Origin of the sequence: Emergencia sp. (assembly GCF_048465375.1) — a bacterium.
Classification (GTDB): domain Bacteria; phylum Bacillota; class Clostridia; order Peptostreptococcales; family Anaerovoracaceae; genus Senimuribacter.
The window spans coordinates 26,676-50,744 of the sequence record NZ_DBFWLQ010000008.1 but is presented as its reverse complement, the minus strand read 5'-3'; the positions used below and the strand labels follow the sequence as shown (position 1 = coordinate 50,744).

General features: G+C 43.4%; 30 protein-coding genes and 1 tRNA gene. 6 read left to right on the top strand and 25 right to left on the bottom strand.

The window, feature by feature from the left end:
• The 18 genes from ACMQ5W_RS06530 to ACMQ5W_RS06445 all read right to left on the bottom strand — a co-directional run bounded on the left by ACMQ5W_RS06530 (position 1) and on the right by ACMQ5W_RS06445 (position 13,709).
• Positions 1-2,388 carry a VirB4-like conjugal transfer ATPase, CD1110 family gene (locus tag ACMQ5W_RS06530; protein WP_002588967.1) on the bottom strand — a complete coding sequence of 796 codons (2,388 nt, stop codon included), beginning with the start codon at positions 2,386-2,388 and terminating at the stop codon, positions 1-3.
• Entirely contained in the window at positions 2,348-2,782 is a 435-nt protein-coding gene (locus ACMQ5W_RS06525) for a PrgI family protein (RefSeq protein WP_002304375.1), read from the bottom strand. The genes ACMQ5W_RS06530 and ACMQ5W_RS06525 overlap by 41 nt, the downstream gene beginning before the upstream one ends.
• 17 nt (positions 2,783-2,799) lie before the next feature.
• Positions 2,800-3,666: a VirB6/TrbL-like conjugal transfer protein, CD1112 family gene (locus ACMQ5W_RS06520; RefSeq protein ID WP_002304374.1), complete on the bottom strand. Its 867-nt coding sequence runs from the start codon at positions 3,664-3,666 to the stop codon at positions 2,800-2,802.
• A gap of 25 nt (positions 3,667-3,691) precedes the next feature.
• The gene (locus ACMQ5W_RS06515; RefSeq protein ID WP_002576404.1) at positions 3,692-3,907 is read right to left on the bottom strand and encodes a Maff2 family mobile element protein; all 216 of its coding nucleotides are present in this window, start codon (positions 3,905-3,907) and stop codon (positions 3,692-3,694) included.
• 83 nt (positions 3,908-3,990) lie between these two features.
• Entirely contained in the window at positions 3,991-4,383 is a 393-nt protein-coding gene (locus tag ACMQ5W_RS06510; protein WP_002304334.1) for a helix-turn-helix domain-containing protein, read from the bottom strand.
• Between the two features lie 5 nt (positions 4,384-4,388).
• Positions 4,389-4,709: a hypothetical protein gene (locus tag ACMQ5W_RS06505; RefSeq protein ID WP_002304332.1), complete on the bottom strand. Its 321-nt coding sequence runs from the start codon at positions 4,707-4,709 to the stop codon at positions 4,389-4,391.
• Between the two features lie 12 nt (positions 4,710-4,721).
• A complete protein-coding gene (locus tag ACMQ5W_RS06500) occupies positions 4,722-6,473 on the bottom strand; it encodes a VirD4-like conjugal transfer protein, CD1115 family (protein WP_002588968.1) in 1,752 nt (583 codons plus the stop codon).
• A complete protein-coding gene (locus ACMQ5W_RS06495; protein WP_002304320.1) occupies positions 6,473-6,955 on the bottom strand; it encodes a PcfB family protein in 483 nt (160 codons plus the stop codon). The genes ACMQ5W_RS06500 and ACMQ5W_RS06495 overlap by 1 nt, the downstream gene beginning before the upstream one ends.
• Before the next feature lie 36 nt (positions 6,956-6,991).
• Positions 6,992-7,303 carry a DUF5720 family protein gene (locus ACMQ5W_RS06490; protein WP_002304317.1) on the bottom strand — a complete coding sequence of 104 codons (312 nt, stop codon included), beginning with the start codon at positions 7,301-7,303 and terminating at the stop codon, positions 6,992-6,994.
• A gap of 10 nt (positions 7,304-7,313) precedes the next feature.
• A complete protein-coding gene (locus ACMQ5W_RS06485; protein WP_002588969.1) occupies positions 7,314-7,955 on the bottom strand; it encodes a DUF3846 domain-containing protein in 642 nt (213 codons plus the stop codon).
• Positions 7,956-8,009: 54 nt separating this feature from the next.
• Entirely contained in the window at positions 8,010-8,537 is a 528-nt protein-coding gene (locus ACMQ5W_RS06480) for a hypothetical protein (RefSeq protein ID WP_002304315.1), read from the bottom strand.
• An 8-nt stretch (positions 8,538-8,545) separates the two neighbouring features.
• Complete coding sequence (locus tag ACMQ5W_RS06475) at positions 8,546-9,472, bottom strand: ParB/RepB/Spo0J family partition protein (protein ID WP_002304314.1); 927 nt, start codon at positions 9,470-9,472, stop codon at positions 8,546-8,548.
• Positions 9,429-10,256, bottom strand: a complete 828-nt coding sequence (locus tag ACMQ5W_RS06470; protein ID WP_002304313.1) for a ParA family protein — start codon at positions 10,254-10,256, stop codon at positions 9,429-9,431. The genes ACMQ5W_RS06475 and ACMQ5W_RS06470 overlap by 44 nt, the downstream gene beginning before the upstream one ends.
• Positions 10,257-10,262: 6 nt before the next feature.
• Complete coding sequence (locus tag ACMQ5W_RS06465) at positions 10,263-11,192, bottom strand: DUF6017 domain-containing protein (RefSeq protein ID WP_002304312.1); 930 nt, start codon at positions 11,190-11,192, stop codon at positions 10,263-10,265.
• A complete protein-coding gene (locus tag ACMQ5W_RS06460) occupies positions 11,189-11,344 on the bottom strand; it encodes a hypothetical protein (protein ID WP_227131618.1) in 156 nt (51 codons plus the stop codon). The genes ACMQ5W_RS06465 and ACMQ5W_RS06460 overlap by 4 nt, the downstream gene beginning before the upstream one ends.
• A gap of 618 nt (positions 11,345-11,962) precedes the next feature.
• Positions 11,963-12,937: an IS3 family transposase gene (locus ACMQ5W_RS06455; protein WP_419024365.1), complete on the bottom strand. Its 975-nt coding sequence runs from the start codon at positions 12,935-12,937 to the stop codon at positions 11,963-11,965.
• Positions 12,937-13,338, bottom strand: coding sequence for an HTH domain-containing protein (locus tag ACMQ5W_RS06450; protein ID WP_419024363.1), 402 nt, complete (start codon positions 13,336-13,338; stop codon positions 12,937-12,939). Before ACMQ5W_RS06450 ends, ACMQ5W_RS06455 begins: the two co-directional genes overlap by 1 nt.
• A gap of 294 nt (positions 13,339-13,632) precedes the next feature.
• A tRNA-Arg gene (locus ACMQ5W_RS06445) sits at positions 13,633-13,709 on the bottom strand.
• A 410-nt stretch (positions 13,710-14,119) separates the two neighbouring features.
• Between ACMQ5W_RS06445 and ACMQ5W_RS06440 the strand changes: the two genes are divergently transcribed.
• On the top strand, positions 14,120-15,184 hold the full coding sequence (locus ACMQ5W_RS06440) for a hypothetical protein (RefSeq protein ID WP_148490688.1): 1,065 nt from the start codon (positions 14,120-14,122) through the stop codon (positions 15,182-15,184).
• 293 nt (positions 15,185-15,477) lie between these two features.
• Positions 15,478-16,302, top strand: a complete 825-nt coding sequence (locus tag ACMQ5W_RS06435) for a hypothetical protein (RefSeq protein ID WP_148490690.1) — start codon at positions 15,478-15,480, stop codon at positions 16,300-16,302.
• Positions 16,303-16,340: 38 nt separating this feature from the next.
• On the opposite strand, the gene ACMQ5W_RS06430 is transcribed toward ACMQ5W_RS06435, so the two are convergent.
• The 3 genes from ACMQ5W_RS06430 to ACMQ5W_RS06420 all read right to left on the bottom strand — a co-directional run bounded on the left by ACMQ5W_RS06430 (position 16,341) and on the right by ACMQ5W_RS06420 (position 18,182).
• Positions 16,341-16,676: a helix-turn-helix domain-containing protein gene (locus ACMQ5W_RS06430; protein ID WP_148490692.1), complete on the bottom strand. Its 336-nt coding sequence runs from the start codon at positions 16,674-16,676 to the stop codon at positions 16,341-16,343.
• Between the two features lie 177 nt (positions 16,677-16,853).
• Positions 16,854-17,255, bottom strand: a complete 402-nt coding sequence (locus ACMQ5W_RS06425; protein ID WP_148490694.1) for a hypothetical protein — start codon at positions 17,253-17,255, stop codon at positions 16,854-16,856.
• A gap of 102 nt (positions 17,256-17,357) precedes the next feature.
• Positions 17,358-18,182 (bottom strand): YHYH domain-containing protein, encoded by an 825-nt coding sequence (locus ACMQ5W_RS06420; protein ID WP_419024361.1) that lies wholly within the window; start codon positions 18,180-18,182, stop codon positions 17,358-17,360.
• Between the two features lie 297 nt (positions 18,183-18,479).
• Between ACMQ5W_RS06420 and ACMQ5W_RS06415 the strand changes: the two genes are divergently transcribed.
• From ACMQ5W_RS06415 to ACMQ5W_RS06405, 3 genes are read left to right on the top strand one after another with little or no spacing between them, the layout of a single operon-like run.
• The gene (locus ACMQ5W_RS06415; protein ID WP_419024359.1) at positions 18,480-18,974 is read left to right on the top strand and encodes an NUDIX domain-containing protein; all 495 of its coding nucleotides are present in this window, start codon (positions 18,480-18,482) and stop codon (positions 18,972-18,974) included.
• Between the two features lie 29 nt (positions 18,975-19,003).
• On the top strand, positions 19,004-20,161 hold the full coding sequence (locus ACMQ5W_RS06410; protein ID WP_419024357.1) for a diguanylate cyclase domain-containing protein: 1,158 nt from the start codon (positions 19,004-19,006) through the stop codon (positions 20,159-20,161).
• A 39-nt stretch (positions 20,162-20,200) separates the two neighbouring features.
• A complete protein-coding gene (locus ACMQ5W_RS06405) occupies positions 20,201-20,764 on the top strand; it encodes a glycosyl hydrolase family 18 protein (RefSeq protein ID WP_419024355.1) in 564 nt (187 codons plus the stop codon).
• 9 nt (positions 20,765-20,773) lie between these two features.
• On the opposite strand, the gene ACMQ5W_RS06400 is transcribed toward ACMQ5W_RS06405, so the two are convergent.
• From ACMQ5W_RS06400 to ACMQ5W_RS06390, 3 genes are all read right to left on the bottom strand, one after another.
• Positions 20,774-22,345: a recombinase family protein gene (locus ACMQ5W_RS06400; protein ID WP_419024354.1), complete on the bottom strand. Its 1,572-nt coding sequence runs from the start codon at positions 22,343-22,345 to the stop codon at positions 20,774-20,776.
• Positions 22,346-22,355: 10 nt separating this feature from the next.
• Positions 22,356-22,790 carry a DUF4236 domain-containing protein gene (locus ACMQ5W_RS06395; protein ID WP_419024353.1) on the bottom strand — a complete coding sequence of 145 codons (435 nt, stop codon included), beginning with the start codon at positions 22,788-22,790 and terminating at the stop codon, positions 22,356-22,358.
• Between the two features lie 63 nt (positions 22,791-22,853).
• Positions 22,854-23,384, bottom strand: a complete 531-nt coding sequence (locus ACMQ5W_RS06390) for an Ltp family lipoprotein (protein ID WP_419024351.1) — start codon at positions 23,382-23,384, stop codon at positions 22,854-22,856.
• Between the two features lie 150 nt (positions 23,385-23,534).
• Here ACMQ5W_RS06390 and ACMQ5W_RS06385 point away from each other — a divergent pair, with 150 nt between their 5' ends.
• On the top strand, positions 23,535-23,720 hold the full coding sequence (locus ACMQ5W_RS06385; protein ID WP_419024349.1) for a hypothetical protein: 186 nt from the start codon (positions 23,535-23,537) through the stop codon (positions 23,718-23,720).
• A gap of 37 nt (positions 23,721-23,757) precedes the next feature.
• On the opposite strand, the gene ACMQ5W_RS06380 is transcribed toward ACMQ5W_RS06385, so the two are convergent.
• A complete protein-coding gene (locus tag ACMQ5W_RS06380; protein ID WP_419024347.1) occupies positions 23,758-24,069 on the bottom strand; it encodes a hypothetical protein in 312 nt (103 codons plus the stop codon).

Sequence of the window (24,069 nt, the reverse complement as noted above, 5' to 3'; positions counted from 1 at the left end):
TTACGCCTCCTTTTCCTGTGCCACCTCGTTTAACTTCGTGGTCATAATGCGATACAGTTCCAGATCTGTCGGGAATCGGTCAATGAACGGCAGAATCACATTGCCATAGAACAGAAGTCCTTCGCCCTCACCGGAGTTGGTTACATAGGACAGCTGATGCGGCGAAATGTTCAACCGCTGTGCCAGAATACTTCGGTCATCGCTTGCCTGATTCAGCATATAGATGAAATCAGAGTTTTCGAGGATGTTGGCAATCTCCGGGGAACGAAGCAGGTCTTTGACATTCTGAGTAATACCGGTCGGCAAGCCGCCCCATTTACGGAATCGCTTCCAGATTTCTACGGAATAGGTTGCCGTCTGTTCTTCCTTCAGAAGCAGATGGAACTCGTCAATATAATATCTGGTCGATTTACCGGCAGAACGGTTGGCAGTTACACGCCCCCAGACCTGATCCTGAACGATCAGCATACCGATTTTTTTCAGCTGATTGCCCAGCTCCTTAATGTCGAAGCACACCAGACGATTCTGAATATCCACATTGGTTCTGTTGTTAAACAGTTTCAGAGAACCCTTAACATAGATTTCCAAGGCGGTCGCTACATGGTGGGCTTCCTTTTCGTCCTGTTTCAGAAGGGCATCATACAAATCCTCAAGGATCGGCATATTCTCAGGGGCAGGATTGTCGAAATATCTCTGGTAAATCTGATGCACACAACGGTCGATAACCGTCTTTTCGATAGGCTGCAAGCCATCCTTACTGCCCATAATCAACTCACAGAGGGACAGGATAAAATCAGCTTTCAGTGCTACCGGGTTGTCATCCTCAGAGTAGTTCAGGTTGATGTCCATAGGGTTGATATAGTTGGTACTGGAGGAGCTGATTTTTACCACCTGACCATTGAACTTGTGAACCAGAGCCGCATATTCCGCTTCGGGGTCGCAGATGATAATATCGTCATCCGTAACCAGGAACGCATTGGTGATTTCACGCTTTGCGGAAAAGGATTTACCGGAACCGGGAGTACCCAGAATCAGTCCGTTGGGGTTCTTGAGCTTCTTTCTGTCCACCATGATAAGGTTGTTCGACAGAGCATTCAGCCCGTAATAGAGCGTTTCTCCACCATTCTGGAACAGCTCCTGCGTGGTGAAAGGCACAAAAATAGCCGTGGAACTGGTAGTCAGGCCACGACGAATCTCAATCAGGTTTTGTGCCAAAGGCAGGCTGCTCATCAGTCCGGATTCCTGCTGAAAATCCAAACGACGCAGATTGCAGTTATGCTTCTGGGCGATGCTCTGTGCCTGGAACACATTGTTCTCCAGTTCCTGCTCGGTGCGCCCGGTGTTCAGCACCAGAAATGTCACCATGAACATTCGCTCATTCTGGCTCTGCAATTCTTTCAGAAGTGACTTCGCATCTTTACCATAGGTAGCAAGGTCAGATGGGATAATGTCCATGTCATAGCCAGAACGCACAGCCTTTTTCTGTTCCTCGATTTTGGAACGGTCAAGCTCGGTGATGATTCTCTTGATGGTCTTAATCGCCGCAGTCTGGTCAACCGACTGGATGTGCATGGTCACGATCTGCGTGGATTCCATATCCAGAAAATCCGCCAGCATACGATCAGACAGGTCTGATGCCGTAATTGCCAGATAAGACATCGAACCGAAGATACTGCCCATCTGGAAGGTGCGGTTGGTCTTAAAGGCAAACGCCGTCGGAGCAATGAAGTCCTTTACGGACAGCCCGGATTCCACAAGATACTTCCAATCGAAGAAGAACTTATCATTATCACCCATGTGGAACATAGAGTGCATCAGATGCAGCCGCTCTTTGCCGTTCATGGTAGTGGCAATGACACCCAAACGCCGAAAGTTATTGAGCAGATCGTTTTCGATATGGTTGAGTCTCGGCTTTGCCTGCCGCATGGATTCGGCTTCAATGCCGAATGTCAGGTACTTGGTTTTGGTCAAGCCGTTGTTGCCCTGCGCCAACTGCTTTTTCAGCATCTGGCTATACTCGGCACGGACGGGATTGAAGCTGTCCTTCTTGAACGGGATACGGATACTCTTTTCAAAGCTTTCAGCATCGGTACTCAGGTTCATAAAGGAAAGCTCAAAGTGAATGGAGCTGTCAAAGAAATTCAGGAAACTGCACCACTCATCGAAGATGGCAGTCTTATCTTCCTGCTGTGCCAGCTGATAGTTGATGTCCTGAAACTGAATGGTCTTGGTGTAATAACTGTCAGTGACACGGCAGATGCCATCCGGGAACATTCTCTGAAAGGGAATGGACTGCTGTGCAGTCTGCGGAATACCGTTGTCCTTCTTTGCCCGTTCCACAACAGCTTTAATTTCTCGCTGCTGCTTCCGATTCAGATTTGCAGGCATTTTGATGTTTCTTGCCTGTGGCTTCTTTTTGAAAAACAATTCGTTCAACCTCCTTTTCCAGTTTGTACTGACGCATCAAAGCGTCATAATAGTTGTCCGTCTGATAAGGGCGAACCTTGGGACGAACGAATTTGGTCTGAATGAAGTGTTCTACAACCACTTCCAACGGCTGACTATCCTTTTCATACATTGCCAGAAAGAACAACGGTAACATGACGATCATCATGGACAGTGCTGCAAGGCTCACATTTCCGGTTGCTTTGACCAGAAAGAAAATCGGCACTCCGATGAGCGCCGCCGCACCAAAGCAAAGTAACTGCCGTTTCGTCAGATTGAAGAACACTTTTGTTTTTACCCTCGTCAGGTCACGAGGTACGGGAATATACGCTGCCAAACAATTTCCTCCTTCCCTTAGTGAGCGCTGAATACACCCTTCGCAAGCGAACCAGTCTTAAACAGGGTGAAGCACAAAAGGACGGTGTAGCCCATAACACCCCAGATAGAACCGATGATGTCATCACTGAATGCGATAGACTGAATCAGCACCGCATAAATGCCCACGCAGATCATAATCAGGAATCCCTGGAATCCGATTGCAAACAGCGAACGCAGATAATTCTGTCCGATATTGCTCTGTTCTCTGTTTCCAAAAGTGGAAAGCGGAATCGGGGCAAGGCTGACCATCAGATAAATTTCAATCATTCGACCGTAGACGATCACAAAGATGATGATTGCCAAAGCGGACATCGTGACCTGCACGATAAAGGATTGCAGGAACAAGCCGAGCAAAGGACCCAAATCCATTGCCATCAGCGTTTCTTCCATTGTTTCCAATGCCGAAGCATCTATGGCAGTATTTCCGGATATGATACCGGCGCTTGCGTTTATAACGTGCTGTGTCACATCAAACACAGCCATCGTGATATTGAATGTGTTTGTGATTAACATGACCGCAACAAAAGTCTTGAACACCCATTTGAAGAAGATCCAGGTTTCAAAATTTGCCAGATTGTTGTGGTCAATAATCATCTGAATTAGCTCATAACAGGCAATGAAGGTCAGAATCAAGCCTGCGATTGGGATAATCACTGACTCGGAGATGTTTCGTACCATGGCAAAGACACCCGGCGAAAAATTCGCCGGGGTCATGCCAACGGAGGTTGCTATCTCGCCAACCTGGTTGTTGACGGACTCAAACATCCCCGACAGATTTCCCATAATAGCTGAAACGAGCATTTCTTTCAGCCAGTCTGTGATCTGTTGGAGTATGCTGTCCAAAGGCGATTACCTCCTTGTTTTGTGATTAACCGAACAGTCCGGAGAGCAGAGGTACAAGGGTGGTGCCGATGAGGGCAACACCGCCGCCAGCCATGAGCTGCTTCATGCCCTGGGACTTTGCGCCGGGGTTATCGTTGCCGTAGCCCTCAAGCAGATTGATTGCACCCCAGATGCCAAGACCTGCGCCCAGAGCGATAACGAGAGTCTGAAGAACGGTTACTGCGCTATTGAAAAATGCCATAATATTTTCCTCCTAAAATTTGAAATTGTTTTGAGAATAGAAAAAGCCCTCCGTACTACCGGCATCAAAACCGGACGGAAGGCTTAGTTTACGAGAATCTTTTCAAGGAACTCCTCGACGGTTATCACGCCAAGTTTCTGTTCCATTCTGCTTCTTGCATATTCAGTTTCACAATCATATATATCACCACCACCTTTCATAAGAAACAGCCAATACATTGACTGCAACAAATCTTCACGAGAAGCACAGATTGTCGGTGAAAAAACGACAGGTGAAACCTTCAGAACCTCTGCGAGTTTCGCTGTGGTTTCTGCATTAGGGGTTCGAGCGTTTTTCTCATACTGAGCAATACGGACATCCGCTGTTTTCTCGGAATACCCCATCAGGAGTCCAAGCTCTTTCTGGGTAAGGCGGCGAAATCGTCTAACGAACTTCAATCGCTGCCCAATAGAGGTATCCGTGATCCACCAAGTCATTTTTTTTACACCTCGCTTTCTGCAAATTCTCGATATACAACCTCATTTTTTGCTCTGCGCTTGCCTACGGCTTCACTGGGAGCAAGGTCAGGGTAGGTTGCCTGCACTTTCTGTCTGCTTCTGCGGACAGTTTCAAACCCCGGAAAGCTGCGTCTATCCAGTTCCTTCAAAAACACAGGAACCGTCATGGCATGAATGTCGATGCCACGCAGACCGGAATAGTGTTCCAGTACCATCAGGTACAAATGATTGTCGGTATTTCTTGCCTTGTGGTCGTGTTCCAAGATGTTCTTAACCAGGGCAGATACCGTTTTCAGATTTTCCAAACAGAAACCTCCTTAATCCGCATCGACTACCACAAACTCATCACCTGCCTTGAGCTTCAACCTTCGACTCAGAAACTGCTCAATGTTGAACTCATTTCTCTTATCAAAGTCTGATGTGTACTTATAATTGGGGTGCTGCGTCAGATCGTACTTGTCAGAAAGAAACGGTCTGACACCACGCAACTGCAAAATACACTTGCTGCCATCCAGAACCGCAAGCTCATCTACGCTCGCAAGGTCTTTGCCTAACTTCTGATAATTCAAGCCGTAAGACGGGCTGTTACCTCTGGTGTTGGAGGTGTTGTAGGTGTCGATAGTTTCTTTTCCCAATGCCTGATTCAGTTCTTTGAGCGTGGTTGGCTCAGAACCACCCAGGAAAATTCGGGAATCCATGTTGCCGATGATGGTATCGGCATTGTCTTTATAAATGGCTTTCAGCTGTGATTGTGCCTGGAGAACAAGGCAAGCCGATATTTCACGGCTTCGGATTGTCGCTACCAGTTTTTCCAGATTGGGAATCTGACCGATGTTTGCCATCTCATCAATCAAGCAGCGCACATGAACCGGCAGTCTGCCGCCGTACACATCATCTGCTTTCTCGCACAACAAGTTGAACAGCTGTGTGTAAATCATGGAGATCAAAAAATTAAACGTCGCATCCGTATCTGACATAATCAGAAAGAGCGCCGTTTTCTTATCTCCGAGAGTATCCAACTGCAACTCGTCATAGGCAGTCACATCTCTGACCTCCTGAATATCAAAAGGAGCCAGACGAGCGCCGCAGGAAATCAAAATCGACTTAGCGGTCTTGCCGGCAGCCAGCTTGTATTTTTTATACTGACGGACTGCAAAGTGATTCGGCTTTTTCTTTTCCAGGGCTTCAAACATCAGATCCACCGGGTTCTGGAACTCCTCATCATCTTCCCGCACCTCCATTGCGTTCAGGAACTCAATCAGGGTGGAGAAATTCTGTTCCTCAACCGGAGCTTCATAGTGGATATATCCGATCAAGGCACAGTAGAGCAGCGTTTCCGCCTTCGTCCAGAACTCATCACCGGCTTTTCCATCACCCTTTGTGTTGGCAATCAGCGTTGTCACCAGTTTCAGAATGTCTTTTTCTGAATGGATATAGGCAAATGGGTTATAGTGCATCGACTTCTGAAAGTTGATGGTGTTGAAAATCTTGATGGTGTAGCCATGCTTCAAAAGGGCGTTGCCGCACTCAATCACGATGCTGCCTTTCGGGTCAGTGACCACATAGGAACTGTGCATCTGGAGAAGGTTTGGCTTCAACCAAAAGCGAGTTTTACCGGAACCCGAACCGCCGATAATCAGAACATTCTTATTTCGGGCATTGGCAGGATTCTTCGGGCGATTGCTCATCATCAGCCGCTCCGTTTTCGTCAGGATCACATTGTCCTCGAACTTTGGTGCAATAAACGGCTCAATATCTTTTGCCGTTCCCCAACGAGCAGAACCGTACTCAACATTGTGTCGGTACTTCTTTGCGTTTTTGCCTTTTAGATAGACAGCCAGCCGAAGTCCTGCGCCGCAGAGAATACCAATCAGCAAATCCAACGGGTGAAAGCTGGGAAACGGATTGTTCAGGGCTATCGGAAGGGCATGAAAAAAGCTGAGGATTTTCGCAGATGAATCTGCCCCCTCAGCCAATCTCCATGCTTCTCCTAAATTCGTAGCGAACAACCCTACCAGAAAATACGGTAAATTCAGAATCAGGAGCTTTTTCATTTTTCTCTTATCCATCACAGATCACGCTCCTGTTTCTTCTCTCGAACCTTCTTCGGAATCGCTGCGACAATTTCCTTGAACTTCTTCAGCTGCGCCAGAACGCTCGGCTTTTCATTCTTGGTTAATGCCCTTGCCTGATGTTCCTTGCAGATTGCATCCAAAGCATCTGCATCTTTAGAACGGACAAAAACAAGAAACCGGGGAGGATCAACGGACTTATCTTTTCTTACGGCAAAGTCCACGCCATACTTCTTGGCGAGCTTTTCAAAATCACGGATACTCTCTTTGTCGATCTCAACATTCGTAGCACCCTGATTCTGTCCCAAAAGCTGTTTCACGGATTGCTTTCCATGAACGGCAGGGTCTCGTGCCTTTTTCATCTTCACTTTTTCCCGGTGCTGCAAATACTTGCGGATACCGGCAATGATAGTGCGCCCCGTCAGCTTGGTTGTGCTGATCGCCAGGTTTACTGTTCTGTTTTCAACTTCTTCCTGCATGATTCATCACCTCCTGCAAGCAGTAGAGTGAACAGATTATCGTGCCATATCTCTGTGGTCGTAATACAGATTGCCCTTGGCAACTGCGGCATGGCTGATAATCTTGATATTGCCAGCTTTCTGGTTATCCAGAGCCTTCTGATAACCCACATCGCTCAAATACAGGCGATTTCTTTCGCCTTTCCAACCGACAGGCGATTCATCGGTCAGCACATCGAAAATAATCATGTGCTTGGTGGCGTCATCAAATCGTGCCAAGTCCATATAGGTATGTCCCTGGTACTCCTTGGCACCATCCTGAATCCGCTTTCGCTCCATCAGCTCTCCAATCGTCGAATTTCTTTGCATAAGAACCTCCTTACAGAACATCTCGGTCAGGGTTACTTTTGTGGGGAACCGAATCAGCTTTGACAGGTGCATCTTCTTTCTTCACCATGTCATCCGGCAGGGGAAGCGCCATAATGCTGCGCCCCATGCGTACAAAAGTCTCAGGCTGATGAAAGTGTTCCTCAAACTGCTTCATCAGTTCCGGGGACAGAGAACAAAAATCATCCTCGCCCAATCCCACAACCAGAAAATCACCGGCGATAATGTCATAAATATCGCCGTCATCATCACGCAGCGCACGGTTCAGTTCTTTGCCTACGAGTTTACCTTCGTCGTGCATCACCAGTGCAACCGGCTCATTGAACGGATAAGTTGCCTCAATATCGCCACCTACGGCTTTCTGCAAATCCTCCAGCTCACAGCCGATCTGCACAGCCTGCGGATACATGAACGGCTTTACCAGCAACACATTCATGGTATCTGCCTGTTCTTTCTGAACCTCCCGTTCCTCGGTCGTGCCGAACGCAACACCGGTAAAGTTTTCGGAGTCCAGAATGTACTCCGAATTGTAATAAGCGGCTCTAACCTGTTCCTCTGCCGCATCGTGAGATTCTGCTTGCACCGTAACCGTTTTCTCCAAGGTTTCGGTGATCTTCACATCGTATTCTTTCAAGTTTCGATACCTCCGTTTCTTTGGAAATAAGAAAAGCGACCATCCATGAACCTGTTACAGTTCATAAATAGTCGCATCCACATCGGCTAAAAGCTCGAACAAGCAAATATCGTCCAGTTCGCAAATCAGGGAACCCATGTCGAAGAAAATATCGTCCTCGCATTCCACCGTAGTAACCACGCTGCGGTGTTCGTTAAGACAAATGGCTTCTTCCTTGTCCATCGTGATCGTAGACATACAGGACACCACATAGAATGTCATATCTTCTGCTAACCACAGCTCCTTGCTCTGAATCGTGCGAACTTTTTCATCGCCGCTCATATCTTCTACATAGGACAGAAGCCGCACGGCTCTGCTGTTCAGAAGTACCTTTCCCTGATAGTCGATACCCTCACCAGCAGAGGACAATACTCGATACTCGCTAATCATCTCGGCATTTTTCTGAAACGACTTTGCCAGAAGCGCAGGAGAAATATCATCGAACTCCTCACTGTAGTTTACGAGCATATCTACCATATAATCAGGATCGCAAAGGTCGTAGAGTTCTTCCAAAGCGCCCTGAATGTTTTTGGGTGTAAACATTTTTTACCTTACCTTTCCATTGATTTTTCTCTTTTTTTCTGCCATTGCTCCAAAAGCTGAATGATTTTATCCTCCATCTGCTTGTTGGTATAGGACTTCGGGAAGTATTTTCGCAACGAATCCGTTTTGAAGGTTACTCTGTCCAGCTCTCCCTTCTTGATTTCATTCATAATCTCGCACATCGCATCCAGCGTACACTCGCCCTCCTGTGCGAGCTTTTTAATTCGCTGTGCTTGCGAAAGGGAAGGAGCTGCTTGAGCATAATCCATTGCAGAAAGAAAATCCTTCTGTTCTTCACTTGCCAGATAGGAAAGCTCCACCGCAGGATTGAATTTGATCTGACCCGTATCTACCATATCCAGCAGTTCCGGAATCAGTTCGGTCAGACGGATATAACGGTGTACCTGATTTCTGCTTTCTCCTGCCTCCTGACCGACTATATCCATTGCCTGCAACTTCATCCCAACTTGGGATGAAGTTAAATCGGTGCGTTGACCTTGATGTTTAATCGCATCCAGCTTCATCTTATAAGCAAATGCTCTTTCACTCGGCAGGATACTCTCCCTCTGCAAATTCGCATCAACCATCAAAATAATGGCTGCATCATCGTCCAGGTCACGAACAATCGCAGGCATGGTTTCCTTACCCGCAAGCTCCGATGCCCGGTGCCGCCTGTGACCAGAAACGATTTCATAACCACCGTCGGGGTCAGGACGGACAATCGCAGGAGTGAGAACTCCGAAATCTCGGACGCTCTCTGCCGTTTTCATCATTTCTTCATCATCAACCACACGGAAGGGGTGTCCCTCAAAGGGGTGTAGCTCAGAAAGCGGAATTTCCTGCACACGCTCCTGCTGGGCTTCAGCTCTGGATTGATCGGTGGAGAAAATATCATCGTACCCCTTCAAGCTGATGTTTGCGCCTTTTTTCTGCATTGTTTAACACCTCCTTCGTCAGAATTTTATAGGCTTCGGCAACTTTGCCTTTGGGATCATGCTTGAAGATACTGGTTCCCTCTGCGCTGATTTCCTCTGCACGGACAGAGCGGGGAATGTCGGTCTTGTAAACCTTCAGCTTTCCGCCGTAGCTCTCCCGAATCAGATTGCTGATGTCTTTGGAGTAGTTGGTGCGGCTGTCCACCATCGTCAGAAGAATCCCTTCAATCCTCAGTTTCGGGTTGATTTGCCTCTTGACCTTGTTGATGGTTCCAAGCAGCTGTTCCAGACCCTTTGCAGGAAGGTATGCTGCCTGAACCGGTATCAGCACATTGTCGGCAGCTGCCAACGCATTGACGGTCAGCATACCCAAAGACGGCATACAGTCAAGAAGAATGTAATCATAATTCTGTTTGACTGTATCCAGGTATTGCCGGAGAATGGTTTCCCGGCTCATGGCATTGACCAGTGCTACCTCCATACCTGAGAGTTCGATGTTGGACGGCACCAAATCAACGCCCTCCGGATGATGAAGAATCCCTTCATCGGGAGTAATAGGGTTTTCCATCATAATCTTTCCCATCAGATCGGAAAGTGTCGGAGACAGATCATCCGGGCAGGGATTGCCCAAACTGACCGTCAGGGAAGCCTGGGGATCGGTGTCTACCAGAAGCACCTTTTTTCCTTCAAGAGCCAAGCCAACGCCCAGATTCTCGGTGGTGGTGGTCTTTCCAGTGCCTCCTTTCTGATTGACCACCGCAATGATGGTTGCTTTTTTCGACATTTATCGTCACTCTCCTTCCTCTCGCTTCATTTTCAATTTCTTAAATCCTCCTTCCAAATATCCGTGTGACATATCGTGCCGAACAAGAGCATCGTAGTAGGTGTCTATTGTCGTCGGCGCATTGTATATCGTAGTCAGCATATACTGACGGATATTTCTAATCTTTGTGGTGTTCTCCTTGAAGCAGTCCATAACATATCGAATGTGTTCGGCATTCAGTTTCATAAACCGACTGCGGACAATTTCTGCCGGACGCTCCTCTGCACCAATGCGAATCAACGGTCGCTTCGTGCAAACTGTTTCAACGATCAACTCCAGAATGTTATCCAGCATTTCGGAATCGTAAGGGTAATCCTTCTTCAACAAATCCATACTGAGCTGATCCGAGAAATAATCAAAGTATTCTTGATACCGGTCATTCTCGTCCATCATTCCACCATTTCCGGAAGGAAAGATAGAATCAGTATCACTAAATTCAGTATTTTTAATATCAGTATTATTACATTGTGATTTCGGAAGTTCTTGAGTTGTGATTTCCATTGTTCCAGAATTGTGATTTTCACAATTCAAGAGTTGTGAATCCACAGCAGAGATAAAGTTCTTCACATAGATCAGGTTGGGCTTTCCCAAACCCTGGCGCTTACGTTCAATCAATCCTGCTTTCTTCTCAAGTTCACTGAGCAGCTTGATAGCCTTTTGTTCAGCACAGTTCAGAGCCATCTTCGCTTCGTCGATTGTAAAAATGATATACACTCTACCGTTTTTATCTATCCAACCATTCTTGGCAGACAGGCTCATGCGGTCAAGCAAAATGCCATACAGCATCTTGGCATCGGCAGAAATATTCCAGAACCTCTCGTTCGTGAACAACACCTTCGGAACTCGATAGAATGTGAATAGATCGGATTGCTGACCGTAAAAATAATCAAAACTCACACGGCTTCACCACCTTCTTTCTGCGGAAAACTTTCTGTTGTCAGCGGAATGCTGCGGAAAGTCGTATCCGTCTTTTCGTAAGGACATCGGGCAAAATAGTAGAAGCGGTATTCCTGTTCATACACATCCATATCAACGAAGCCCCACTTCACGCATAACCTTCTTCGTACACCAACCAATGCACGGGTGATCTCGCCCATAGGGACAGCCATCACATTCCGACTTGGGTTTCGGCGGCAAAGAGATTAAGTAGTAGCAATTATTTCTACCCAGACGGCAGCCCTTTCTGCCATTCGTCCAGAAGTAGCAGTAATGACAGTCGCTCGGCTTGTCTGCGGTATAAACAGGCTTGCTCAAATAAAACACCTCCAATCTCTTGTATTTGCCCATGGGTTTGGGCATAAAAAAAGAGCGCCTATCCATCCCCAATGCGGGGCAAATAGACGCTCTATGTACATAACGATATTTAATTTTATCTGCTATAACTGCATGGTATTCAAAACATCCGCCTTTTTTGATTAGCTGGATTTTTGGCACGATTTTGGGGCTGATTAGCAGGAAGGGCATTTTCATTAGCAAGAACAGCCCGTTTTCTGCTAAAAATTAGCTGGCGATTTTGTCTTATAACAACCGTTCGATTCTGGAGGGGTTGTCAAAAATCAAATTTTGGAGTAGAATTTTATCTCATACTAAAGTGTACCCTTTGTCAAGGACACTATGACTTTTCCTTTTCAGATTTCTATTTTATATTTGTTTGTTGTGTAGAGGCATCAAAGTGATGCCTCTGATTGATGGTTTTTACCTTTTGCTTTAGGGATTATCAGTGGATAAATTCCTGTTGTCAGATATTGATAATATTCAACAGGTGACAACCTTGCTAAGTTCCATTGATAACGTTCTGTATTATAATATTCTGTCCAATCCCTAACTGCGTTTAATATCTCCTCATAGCCGTAGCACTCTGATAGATCCAATTCATCTTTCATATGACCAAAGAATGATTCCTGAGGAGCATTGTCCCAACAGTTTGCTCTACGTGACATAGACTGTCTCAGTTCGTTCTCCTTTAACAATTGGATAAATTTAATGCTGGTATAGTGGGAACCCTGATCGCTATGTATTAATGTTTCTGTGCTTAAATCAGTTCCATGTTTTTCTATTAACTGCTTTACTGTTTCTAATACAAAATCAATTTCTAGTGATTCGCTGAGAACCCATGACAGCAGTTCCTTGGTACAGGCATCTATAATTGTTGACATATAGCACCGGGGTGCTTTTCCATTTATAATATACGTGATATCCGTTAACAGAATTTTTCTTGGTCCGTGTTCCTCGAATTCACGGTTTACTATATTGGGTGCGGTATATGCAGTTGCCATTGCTTTTGCCATTCTCCGATAGGGATTTGCCTTGCGGATAGGGCACTGTAAGTTGTACTTCTTCATCAGCCGCCGGATTTTTTTGATATTCATCACTATCGGCGGTTCCATGTGTAACAGCCTCATATATATGCTACGGGCACCTTTATGATATCCTCGGTACTGGTATGCTTTCAGAATCAAAAGAAAATCCTGTCTGTCCCGTTCCTCCCTTTCCATTCGCTGGTCTTCTGTTGAGAGATAATGGTAATATCCCGAACGAGATACTCCTGCAATTTCGCACATGGCAGCTACATTCAATAGATTATCGTTTTTTTGCATGGTATCATAAATAATCTGATACTTTGCGTGTGCTGGTATTTTCATTATTCCGGAGCCTCCGGATCTAAAGATACAATTTTTTTTAGAAACTCAATCTCCTGATCTTTATATGCCAGTTGCATTTCTAAATATTTTATCCGATTTTCAGCCGAAAGATATCCGTTGCAGCCCTGTGCATAGGTGTTAAGATCACGAAAACCATTTCCCTTTTTTACTTCATTTCCAATCATGGTTTTCAGACCATTTATTCTGGAATCCCCCAGGATATTTGGATCTATTCCAAGAGTCGAAACAATCTCACGTGGAAGCCTGCCCCTTGACAGTTCCTCCCAAAATAGTTTTTTAAATTCTGCCGAGAAATGTACAATGCTCGGTGATACATCCAGCACATATTTGCTATTTCTCAGTGTGAGCATTTCCTGTTCTGTAAACTTTCTATTTGCCATAATTTTCTCCAATTCATTTTTATTGTAATATCAATCTGAATCGGAGTCAAAAAGCGATTTTGTCCAAAATAAAGGGGTTCATCAAAACCATGTCCGAATTTAAGGGTTCCCTGTAAAATCATTGTCTAGATTTAAGGGTCTTTATTAAAACTTACTGTCCAATGGTAAGGGTTTTAAAAACTCAAACTGTCTAATCTATAGGGTACATTTTATACAGTGAAAGAGCTTTTTCGTAGCTTTTTATATAAGAAAAGCCGAAAACCCTTGAAAACAAAGGCTTTCGGCGTTGTTCACTGGCGTCCATAAGAGGATTTGAACCTCCGACCCCACGCTTAGGAGGCGTGTGCTCTATCCAGCTGAGCTATATGGACGTGTCTGATATATGATTATAGCCCGATCAAAGTCGAACTGCAATCCCTTATTTAGTTTTTTTTGAGGTGGCCGTTGTAACGCAACCTTAGGAGAGCGTTGTTATATCCATTTAACTACGGAGACATATTACTTGTTAATATGTCGACAAAGATCGAGATAACAACGCAAAGGAAACGTTGTTCATACTAGCTTATAATAACACTTTTTCTCGTAAATTTCAATCTAATTTTGAACTTTCTTAGCAGCCCTTTCAATAGGAATTTACTTGTTGTCAATCTGCTGCATTTTGTTCTTTTTTTTATACAGACAGAACGATTTTTCGGGTGTAATCTGAAAGCGAAAGGAGGAAATTTTGTCGAATGGTGTTGGGAAAGTTGTAACCTCATGTAGTTTGTGAGAGGAGAACAAAATGAAAAAGAAAACATTAATGAAAAAAGCGAGCGTATTTGCAATGCTCAGCGTATTGACGATGACGATGTTTGTACAACCTGCATTTGCAGCGGGAACATATGCAGTTGATGATGGGGGAAATCTTCTCCCGGTATCTTCGGAGCGTGCCTTAGCTTGTGACCGAATGAAAGAAATGTCGCAAGTAGAGTGGACTTTATCTGGAGCGCTACGCTATTGCTATGCCCAATCAGGAGGCAAGCTGACAGAGGAATCTCAAATAACCATCTACAAGTATTGGGATAATAAGCTGGCAAATGAGGTGATACCACGTAAAGGGATACCATACACACAGGTCGACAGAGAACATAGTTTTCCAAATGGATTTACATTGACCAAAGGAACTAAAACTCTGCAAATAGGAGATAAACTCTTTTGCTCTATATGGGGAACTGACTGCTCGTCTTCTATTGACTTCGCTTGGAGAAAGGGAACCGGTAACTTAAACAGCAGTAATTTCCTTAAACGCAAGAAAAGCGATGGTTCTTATGAACTTTATAGAACGCGAAATCTGTTTAATGACGGTCTGATTAACAGCAAAGAGGATGGCGAAGACGATTATCTCATGCTGGTAGGAAAGTATGGAGGCTATTACACGGATCGATTAAAGGCAAGCACTACCAAAGAAATCGTTGAAGGACTCTCTGCACCGGGGAATTATGAGACTGGTGAAGATATTTACAGCAAAGTCTATGCTGATATGAAACCTGGAGACGCATTGTTAAGAAGAACTTCAACATTCGGACATGCACGGCTTGTTACCGGAGTCAAGATTGTTTATACTGATGCTGCTAAGACACAAATTGATCCTTACCAAAGCTACGTTACATGTATTGAACAGGCTGGATTTAGACAAGGAGATGGAAACTGGAAGACATCATGGATGCCAAATGATGAAGACAATGGAAAATATACGGGGAAGTATAGTTTTGCACAACTAAGTGGAGAAAGCAACAGCTACAATTTGGCGGGAAACCTAATAAAAGCTTATTATGTGCCAATTAAGCTGAAAGCTTTTACTGATTAAGTTTTGCAACGTGATTTTAAATACGGCTGGGGCATTCTACCCCGGCCTTTTTGATTGTAGGAGTTTATATCGCCATAGTACTACAGATGAGGACGTAATTTACTAATAGATGAGAACTGGAAATAGGAGAATCTTCATCGAGTTTAATTTGTTAAACTAACGCTTGACAAAACGAGTTTACTATAGTAAAATAATCATGAGGCAAAGCGCGAGCCTCATAAATTTTAACTCTTATTTTTACTATAGTAAACTAGAGACACAAAAAAACTCAATAATCAAAAGGAGGTAATAAAATGGCATATTTAACAATTCCAGAATTAACATCTACGCAAAAGCAGGCAATGAAAAGTTTAATGGATGCGTATTTTGCACAGAAGAATATCTTTGAATACAGAGGTGATATCAGAAGAGAGAGCTACGCATATACGAGCAAGCTTGCCACTGGCAGTTCCACCATCGAAGGTTGTATGAATACAGCAGGAGATTATCTTCTCAACTGCGGCGTATTTGCACAGATGATTTGGATGGGCAGAAACATTTCGGATTTTACCAATCACATGACAACACCTGTTACATCTATCACAAAGGCCTTTGATTGGGGATACTATTTTGACTTCCTAGGTTCACAGAATGCTTACAAGGTAATGAAGGACTCTACGACGTACTATGGAGCAAATACTTATAAGATCAGCTCCAGTTCAAAACCGATCTTCATTACTTTTGATAATGCATCAGCCATGGCCGATGAACTTCATAGAAAGGGCTATGAAATTCCATATGGACAGGCAGACATAGGCGATCTTGTCTTCTATAGAGCAGACTCTATTACAGATGGAGATACGGACGAACTAGAAGCGACCAATTTTAGAAACATCACCCATGTAGGTGTGGTGTACAATGTAAATTCCGATGGTACTTTGACCATTATGGAATGTACCAATGCCTATACGGCAAACATTGGTAAATGTGGTATTTCTACAGCGAGCGGTGTAACTACATTTGGACTTGTGAGGGGTTCCAACTTAAACTACCGAGTCGAAATGTGCGCTAGGCATCCATCTGCCTATGGAGATGGCGGCAACGTTCCAACAAAATTCACACCATATAGACGAGGATAACATCAAAAAGGCCTGTAATATTGCAGGCCTTTTTTCGTTCATTTAAGTTTTCTGACGGCGTCTTTATTTGCCTTCAACAGTTCAAGCAATACTTGCGCTTCTTGCTCCGTACAGTCTGATAAGATGTTCTTTATCTCGCTTTCAATAACCAGATTGGAGTGCCTGGAATCAAAGACCAGAAAGTCTATGGAGATATGTAACTCACTGGCGATATTTGTAAGTGCCTGCAGACTGACACCTGTGCTGGCATTTTCGATTGCACTGATATGGGTAATCGATAAGTCTGTTTTTTCTGCTAGCACTTCTTGTGTAATGCGTGCGTTTAATCTTGCGTCTCTGATTTTTTCTCCAACTGCCATGTAGTCTATTTTCATAAATTCCGTTCCCCTTTATTCACCTTTTTCCCTATTGTATCTTCTCAGACAATACATTATAATAAACTAATACAGGAATAACTATCGTATGACAGGATAAAGCGCAGAATAAAAGACAGTAAAAACCATCTGCCAATGGAGGAAGTCCTTCATGTGCAGATGGCTTTAAGGTTATTGCTATTTAAAGTTGATTTCATTGAACTGGTCTATGAGCTTCTGATCGGAGTCATTAGGGAAGACCAGGATAATGCCGTCTTTGTGAGCAGCTGCCTTGATGGTTCCCTCACCTTTTACGATATCCTTGTATTCTTTAGAATCCTCTTTGAACTCATAGAGCTCTACGCTACCATCATTATATTCTTTGCCGTCTTTTGCACCGATGGTGTTGTACATTGTCTTTTCACCATCTTTTAAATCAAGATGTTTAGCGACTGCATCGATATTTTTATCAATTGATACAGTTTCCGCATTCTCCTTGTTGTTGTCGTCCTTACCATCGTTTGCGTTTGAATCATTGCCGCAGGCGAACAGGCCGAGACAGAGCAATAATGAAAGTAAAATAACTGTTATTCTTTTCATTTTTAATTCTCCTTTCTTCGTATCACCTATTCTTCCCATTAAATCAAAAAATATGACATAACAAGAAAAATTTACTATGATAAGAATAAGGAGCAAAAAGTGTTACGCTGCATTATCTTCAGCAGCGTAGTCCGCCAACTGAACGGTCAGCGTTTTTTTGTATAGGCGTTGATGATTTTCAAACTTGAGAGTAATCTTAATCTTCCTGCCAGCCTCACTTGCGCTGGCATAAGAATAGATATATAGCGGCAGACGGCCGTTTTCATCTTCATCGCCCCATTCAATTTCGATATAATCATCGTTGTAATAAGCAATGATATCATCAGACGTGCCTGAAGTGCTTACATAGACGATGGCAGTTTCATCAGGCCGCAGATCAAAATTGTTTTTTGATAAGGTGATCTTGCCATTAAAATTGATTTTGCCGTATTTGACGGTGCTGTAATAGCTGTTGTATTTTGATGCCTTGGCAATCGCCTTGACTTTGTAATAATAGCCAGTTTTGTTTTTAACAGTCTTATCATTATAATAGGTTTTGGTAGTGCTGGCAATTTTCTTGTAGCTGCCATACTTGGATGTAGAACGATAAAGATTGTATCTTACCGCTTTACTGCGCTTGCTCCAAGAAACTTTTATGTAATTGGCGCCGACCGACTTCAGAGACAATGTCGGCTTACTGATGCGCGAATATTTTTTAACAGGTTTCTTCTGACTGGATGATCCTGAATAAGGACAGACACCATTAGGATGTAAATGAGCGGGGTGGCCGCCACAATGGTAATGATAATAGCCTAATCCGCTGACATTCTTATTGTCTCGATGTCCGCCGCTGCTGTCAGTTCGCCCACTGTGAGCAAAACTGAAGGCTGTACAGGACATGACTAAAATAAGTAAGATACTGATGACTCTTGCAGCTTTTTTCTTCATAAACGTAAATCCTTTCAAAACAGTAAATATTGCAAATAATATATTTATCATAACATATAACGCAAAAAATCGGTACGATTGATGCTATTTACATACAAAATGTAGTAAATTTTAAACATGGTTATTATTTTTTGTTAAAAATGTAGATATTGATGTTATAATATTTCCAACATCTGTTGCAGCGATTGCTGCGAAGTACCCCATTGAATCATGACGTACGATTATATTTATAGAGGAATCGTCATGCTGTCATAGTTTTACAAACGATAGCTTTGCCGAAAGGAAGTAGGGAAAAATATGTGTAACGAAATTATTTTGAGAAATATGACTGCAATCTATATCAGCCGAGCTGGAGAAATGCTGATGCTCTACCGAATCGGGTCCAGGGTTGTAGAACCGTCGTGGTGCGGAATAGGCGGGCACTTTGAACAAGAGGAATTGAATGACCCTCGAACATGTATGCTTCGCGAGTTGGAAGAAGAAATCGGGTTAAGAGAAGGGGCATTAGAGAACTTGCAGCTGCGCTATGTGACTTTGAGACTGAAAAATGGTGAAATACGGCAGAACTACTACTATTTTGCTGACTTGAAACCGGAAGAAGAAGTCAATTTGATATCCGATGAAGGCAGGGTAGAATGGATTCCGTATGACAGGGTACTGGATAGAAAGATGCCCCTGACAGCAAAATTTATGCTGGAGCATTATATGAACATGGGGCGGTTTACCGATGCATTATATAGTGGCACGACGACAGAGAGCGGAATGGCATTCACAGAACTGCGGGATTTTTAGGAGGATATATATTAGTGGGAGGACTTATTGTGCTGAAAATTCTATACGTAGAGATCAGTATTATTGGAATCGTGATTCTTTTGGCAATCAGGTTTTACCTTCGTAAAAGAGAATATACGAAAGACCTGGACAAACGCACTTTTAAGTGGCTCATCTGGTCAGATATTCTGATATTGATTTTTGATGCAATCACTTGGGTAATGGATGGTTTGGAGTTTTCATGCTCGGAAGAGCTGTTTTTGGTCAGCATGATGATCTATTACTGCCTGGTGCCGCTGCCGTCATTATTTTGGCTGCTCTATACGGATGTAAAACTGCATGCTGACCAACAGCGATTGAAAAGACTTTTGATTTTGTATAGCATTCCATGCGTTATCAGTACGATTTTGGTCTTGACCACCTTGAAGACAGGTTGGATTTTTACCATTGGATCGGACGGAGTATATTACAGAGGTCCCTATATGGTCGTAATCATACTGCTGACTTACGTTTATCTTGGCGGTGCCCTCGCCATGGCTATCAGGGAAAGATGCAGGGAAAAGAATCCGGATCGCATCAAAGTCTGCAGATACTTGATTTTCTTTCCCATCCCGACGATTATCCTGAGTTTTGTACAGGTGGAACTGTACGGGGTGACCTTGATCTGGATTTGCATGGCCGTATCGCTGCTGATTATCTTTCTCAATGTGCAGAGTGAGCAGATCAGCAAAGATACGCTGACAGGACTTTTGAACAGGGGGTATCTGGATTCCTATTTGGACAGAATTCTGACGACATCAAAAGGAAGACCGGAGGTGAGAGCAAAGTATTTTGCAATGATTGTCGACATGGACGACTTTAAGCAGGTCAACGATACTTTTGGCCACGTGGAGGGCGATAAACTTCTTGTTGCGGCAGCTAATTTGCTCAAACAGTCCTGTCGGCTTGACGATGTGGTGACCCGTATGGGTGGAGATGAATTTTTTATCATCGGACAGCGGGACAACCGGGATGAGGTACTTTGTCTGAGAGACGAAATTCTTGATAATGTCAGACTGTACAATGAGAGAAGCAATGAACCATATAGCATGTGCATGAGTCTGGGATTTGCTATGCTGGATAAACAAATCAAGCGGCCCGATCAGTTTATTACGGCGGCAGATATCAATATGTATAGAAATAAAGAGAAAAAGAAGGCGAACAATTAGCGAGATTCTTCATATTGTATGGTATGGAGGATTGCACATATGAAAGAAATCATCGTAAGCGGATATGCTTACCCGTCAATTAATCCGGCAGTGTTAGAAGCCTGGCTGCCTGATTTGACTTTTTTAAATACATTCAGTTATGGAATTACGGCGGAAGGCGGCGTGGTCGATCTTAACGATCAAAGTCTGATAGATGCCGCCAATGGGGCAGGGGTGAAGCCTTTGATGGTCCTGACACCTATGGACGAAATGGGTATGTTTAATGATGTCATCGCCTCCGCACTGTTGGAAAATCCCGCAGCAAGAACGACGCTGATTTACAACATCTTGTCGACGATACAGAGAAAAGGGCTGGCTGGAGTTGATTTTGATTTTGAGTACATACCCGAAAAAAACAGAGGACAGTATGTGGATCTGGTTCGGGAAGCGAGAGCTATTTTAGGACCGCAGGGTTATACGGTGACAGTCGCTTTGGCGCCAAAGACCTCAGCGGATCAGGCAGGCGTGTTGTATCAGGGGCACGATTATGCCGGCATGGGTGCAGTGGCTGACTATGTGCTGCTGATGACCTATGAGTGGGGTTACACGTACCGCCATCAATGATAAAGGCAATCAGCGCAAAAAGTCCACAATCGGGTGAAATTCAAGCTCGAATTCACTTTCGTGCCCTCTACCACCAACACTCTTTTCATATTCAATCTTATTAAAAACAAACTTTAACAATTTATTTTTTTCCTCTGCTGACTCTGCGTGTGCATAAGCTTCTCGAACAGTTTTGACTCTTTTCAAAAATTCTTCTATATTAATTTGTTTCTGACGTTCTTCATGCCTGGAAACTAGATTGTCGATAAGTTGTTGAACTTCAGATATCTTATTTGTAATTTTTAGGTTTCGAGATATAAAGGTATCTTCATTATAAACAGAACGTTCTAGTAAGTCATAAAGCTTTTCTCTTTGACTTTCCAATAATGCCTTTTCTTTTTCAAGCCTGCGAAGGTCTTCATCAAAGGTGTCAAAAGATCCGTTCGTATCCACGCTCAATTCTAAACTGTGAGTTTGAGTCCAAACATCAAGGACATTTGTAATTGCATCCTCAACGAGTGAAATATCGCTGGACACATTGGGGCATCCAGGCGTATTGCACGTAAGCCGGTAAACAATATTTTCTTTTTTCTTGCTATTACCATCCACTTGACGTTGCATGACATGGCCACATTTTCTGCAGATACAGATACCGGCAAGTGGATTTTGCAGTCCATCAGCTTTGAAATTAACTGAACAGATAGCACGGCTTGACCTTATTTGCTTGCCTATATTAAATTCTTCCAATGTCACGTAGGCAGGGTGTAGTCCTTTAGCTATAGTTGGGTTTGGATTGGTAATACGCCGTTTTTTAACCTTACCATTAACAATCTCTTTTATCTCTTTGCGTTCACCGAATTTTACGAAACCAGCGTATGCAATGTTTTTAAGAATATCGCGAATAGAAGAGGGCGAAAAATCACTTCCTTCCCTCGTTTTAAATCCACGTTCTTTAAGGCGTAATGCAATCGTGGTCGATCCTACCTTATCATAAATATGGGATTTCCATATTAAAGCCACAGCGTCATATTCTGATTCTTCAAAAGCAAGAGTGTATCCTTTGTCGTTGTTTAATTTTACTATCTTGTATCCGTAAGGCGCGCAGCCATAGACCCATTTGCCCTCAAGCACAGAAGCACGTCTTCCATTTTGTATACGCCGGTTTATGGTGGCATATTCTCTGCGGCTCATAAAGAGTCCAAATTCAAAATACTCCATATCTGAGTCATTAGCTGGGTCATAAATTTTTAATGGGGTAATGATTTTTGTACCGGATATAGCAAAAGCTCTGGCAATGATGCCCTGGTCTAAGGTATCACCACGAGCAAGCCGCTCTACTTCTACGACTAAAACACCTTTCCATTTGCGTTGCTCTACATCTGCAATTAGCTTTTGTACTTCTGGCCTGGCATCAATACTTTCACCAGACACGATCTCTCTATAAATGCAGCCGATGCTTATATTTAGTTTCTTTGCAAGATTCATAAGCGTACGTTCATGACGTAAAAGGGTATCGCCCTCTCCATGTAGTTCAGCTTCAACATCTTCGCGACTTTTTCGCAAATACATGCAATACAAGCCATCATCTAATTTATTATACATATTTCAGACCTCAAGATTTTTGTTTATAATGACGTGCAGCGATAAAACATATGACGGACAGCATAATACATATTATTCCGGGTACGGTATCGGCTGGAGGATAAAATGATATCAACCCGAGGAGCAGTAAAATTACTGCCAAGATTATAAATGCTATACTGCCAATCTTAGGCCAGATAGGGTTAGACGATTTTTGTTTTATCTGCACATCGACTTTTGCAGATACTGAGGGCTCTCTTCTCACATATTCTTTTTTTCTTATGCTATGCCGATCCACGTAAGATAGACCGCTGCCAGGTATCCCCACGGTCTTTGTAACATCGCCTTTGGTATTGATAGAGGCATGCGCACCTCGCACTCCTGCAGTTATGCCAATGCTTTTTTTATTGATGTTAACCTTTAGTCCTGGAGCAATCTTTATGCTCCGGCGGAATCTTATACCCATAATAACCTCCAATTAGATTAAAACTGAATATGGTACCAGCAATAAGACTGGTACCATGAATTCTCAGTAACCGACAGAATCTGCTCCATGATTTGCCTGTTTGTCTGTAAAGCCTTCAAATTTAAGTTGCTCAATCAAGCCGCTCCTGGAAAAGTTCATGGTGTCTATGTAATTTTGAGCACTCAAAGCAGCTTGTTCCATCCAATCAGCGTTACAATTCTTAATTGCGTAATCAATTTCATCACTCGAATAGCCTTCATAATCAAGTTGTTCCCTCAGACTTTTTTTAGAAAACCCTCCTATTTCTAAATATGATATAGCTGATCCAAGCGCATTCTCTTCACCGACCGTGGCTTCGGGCACATCAGGCTTAGAAGTATCCTCATTTGTCTGCTGTTCTGACTTAGGAACGTCGTTGCTATCACCATTATCGTCGTCAGTAACTCCACAGCCATAAGCTCCAATAATACCGATTATGATAACCAACGCAATCATGATTAACTTTAAACTTTGGCGGATAGACTTTTTGACCCTTGCTGTTTGCTTATTTGTGTTTACTGCAACATCTCTTTCAATTTTTTCTTTCTTAATCATAACATTCTCCTCTTTTTCAAAATTTACTATATTTTAATGCTCGTAGCATAGAGTAACAATATTATCCATCCAAGACTTACCTGTATATTTTGCCTCGGCCTATATTGTAAAATCGTATTTGGCACCCGGTAATGAAAGAAGGCGGATGCAATGGAAGTAATAACACTTACAGATTTTAACGGATTGTCATACCGGTTTGAAGTGACAGACTATAAATACAAGCACATGGGCGTAGATGATATCTACGCTATTGCTATTTTTTATAACGGTCGTATTGTCTACAACTTGGATTTTGACCCGGAAAAATACGAGCAAACAATAATTCTAACAGACTAAGTAATACTATCAAGTAATACAGCCGGGTGCTATTAAACTAGCACCCTCTTAATTTTTCTAACAGCTGCGTAGCACGCACCATTTCATTGTAACTATCCTCTCTTTGTTCTTGTGCGATTCTTTCAACAAGTTCTTCGTGCTTGCCACGATATTTTGGCGGGGATATGACAGGAATCTCCTCCTCGGTATATTCTGCAGCAATCCTAGATACCTCCTCGCAAATTCGCCCCTTTCCGTGTTCTGGACACTGCGAAAAGTCATTGATCAAATTAAATATCTGACGCAACGATTGCTCATCGGCATTCTCTATTAATCTTGTTATAGCGTTCTTTACAATACTCTTATCCAT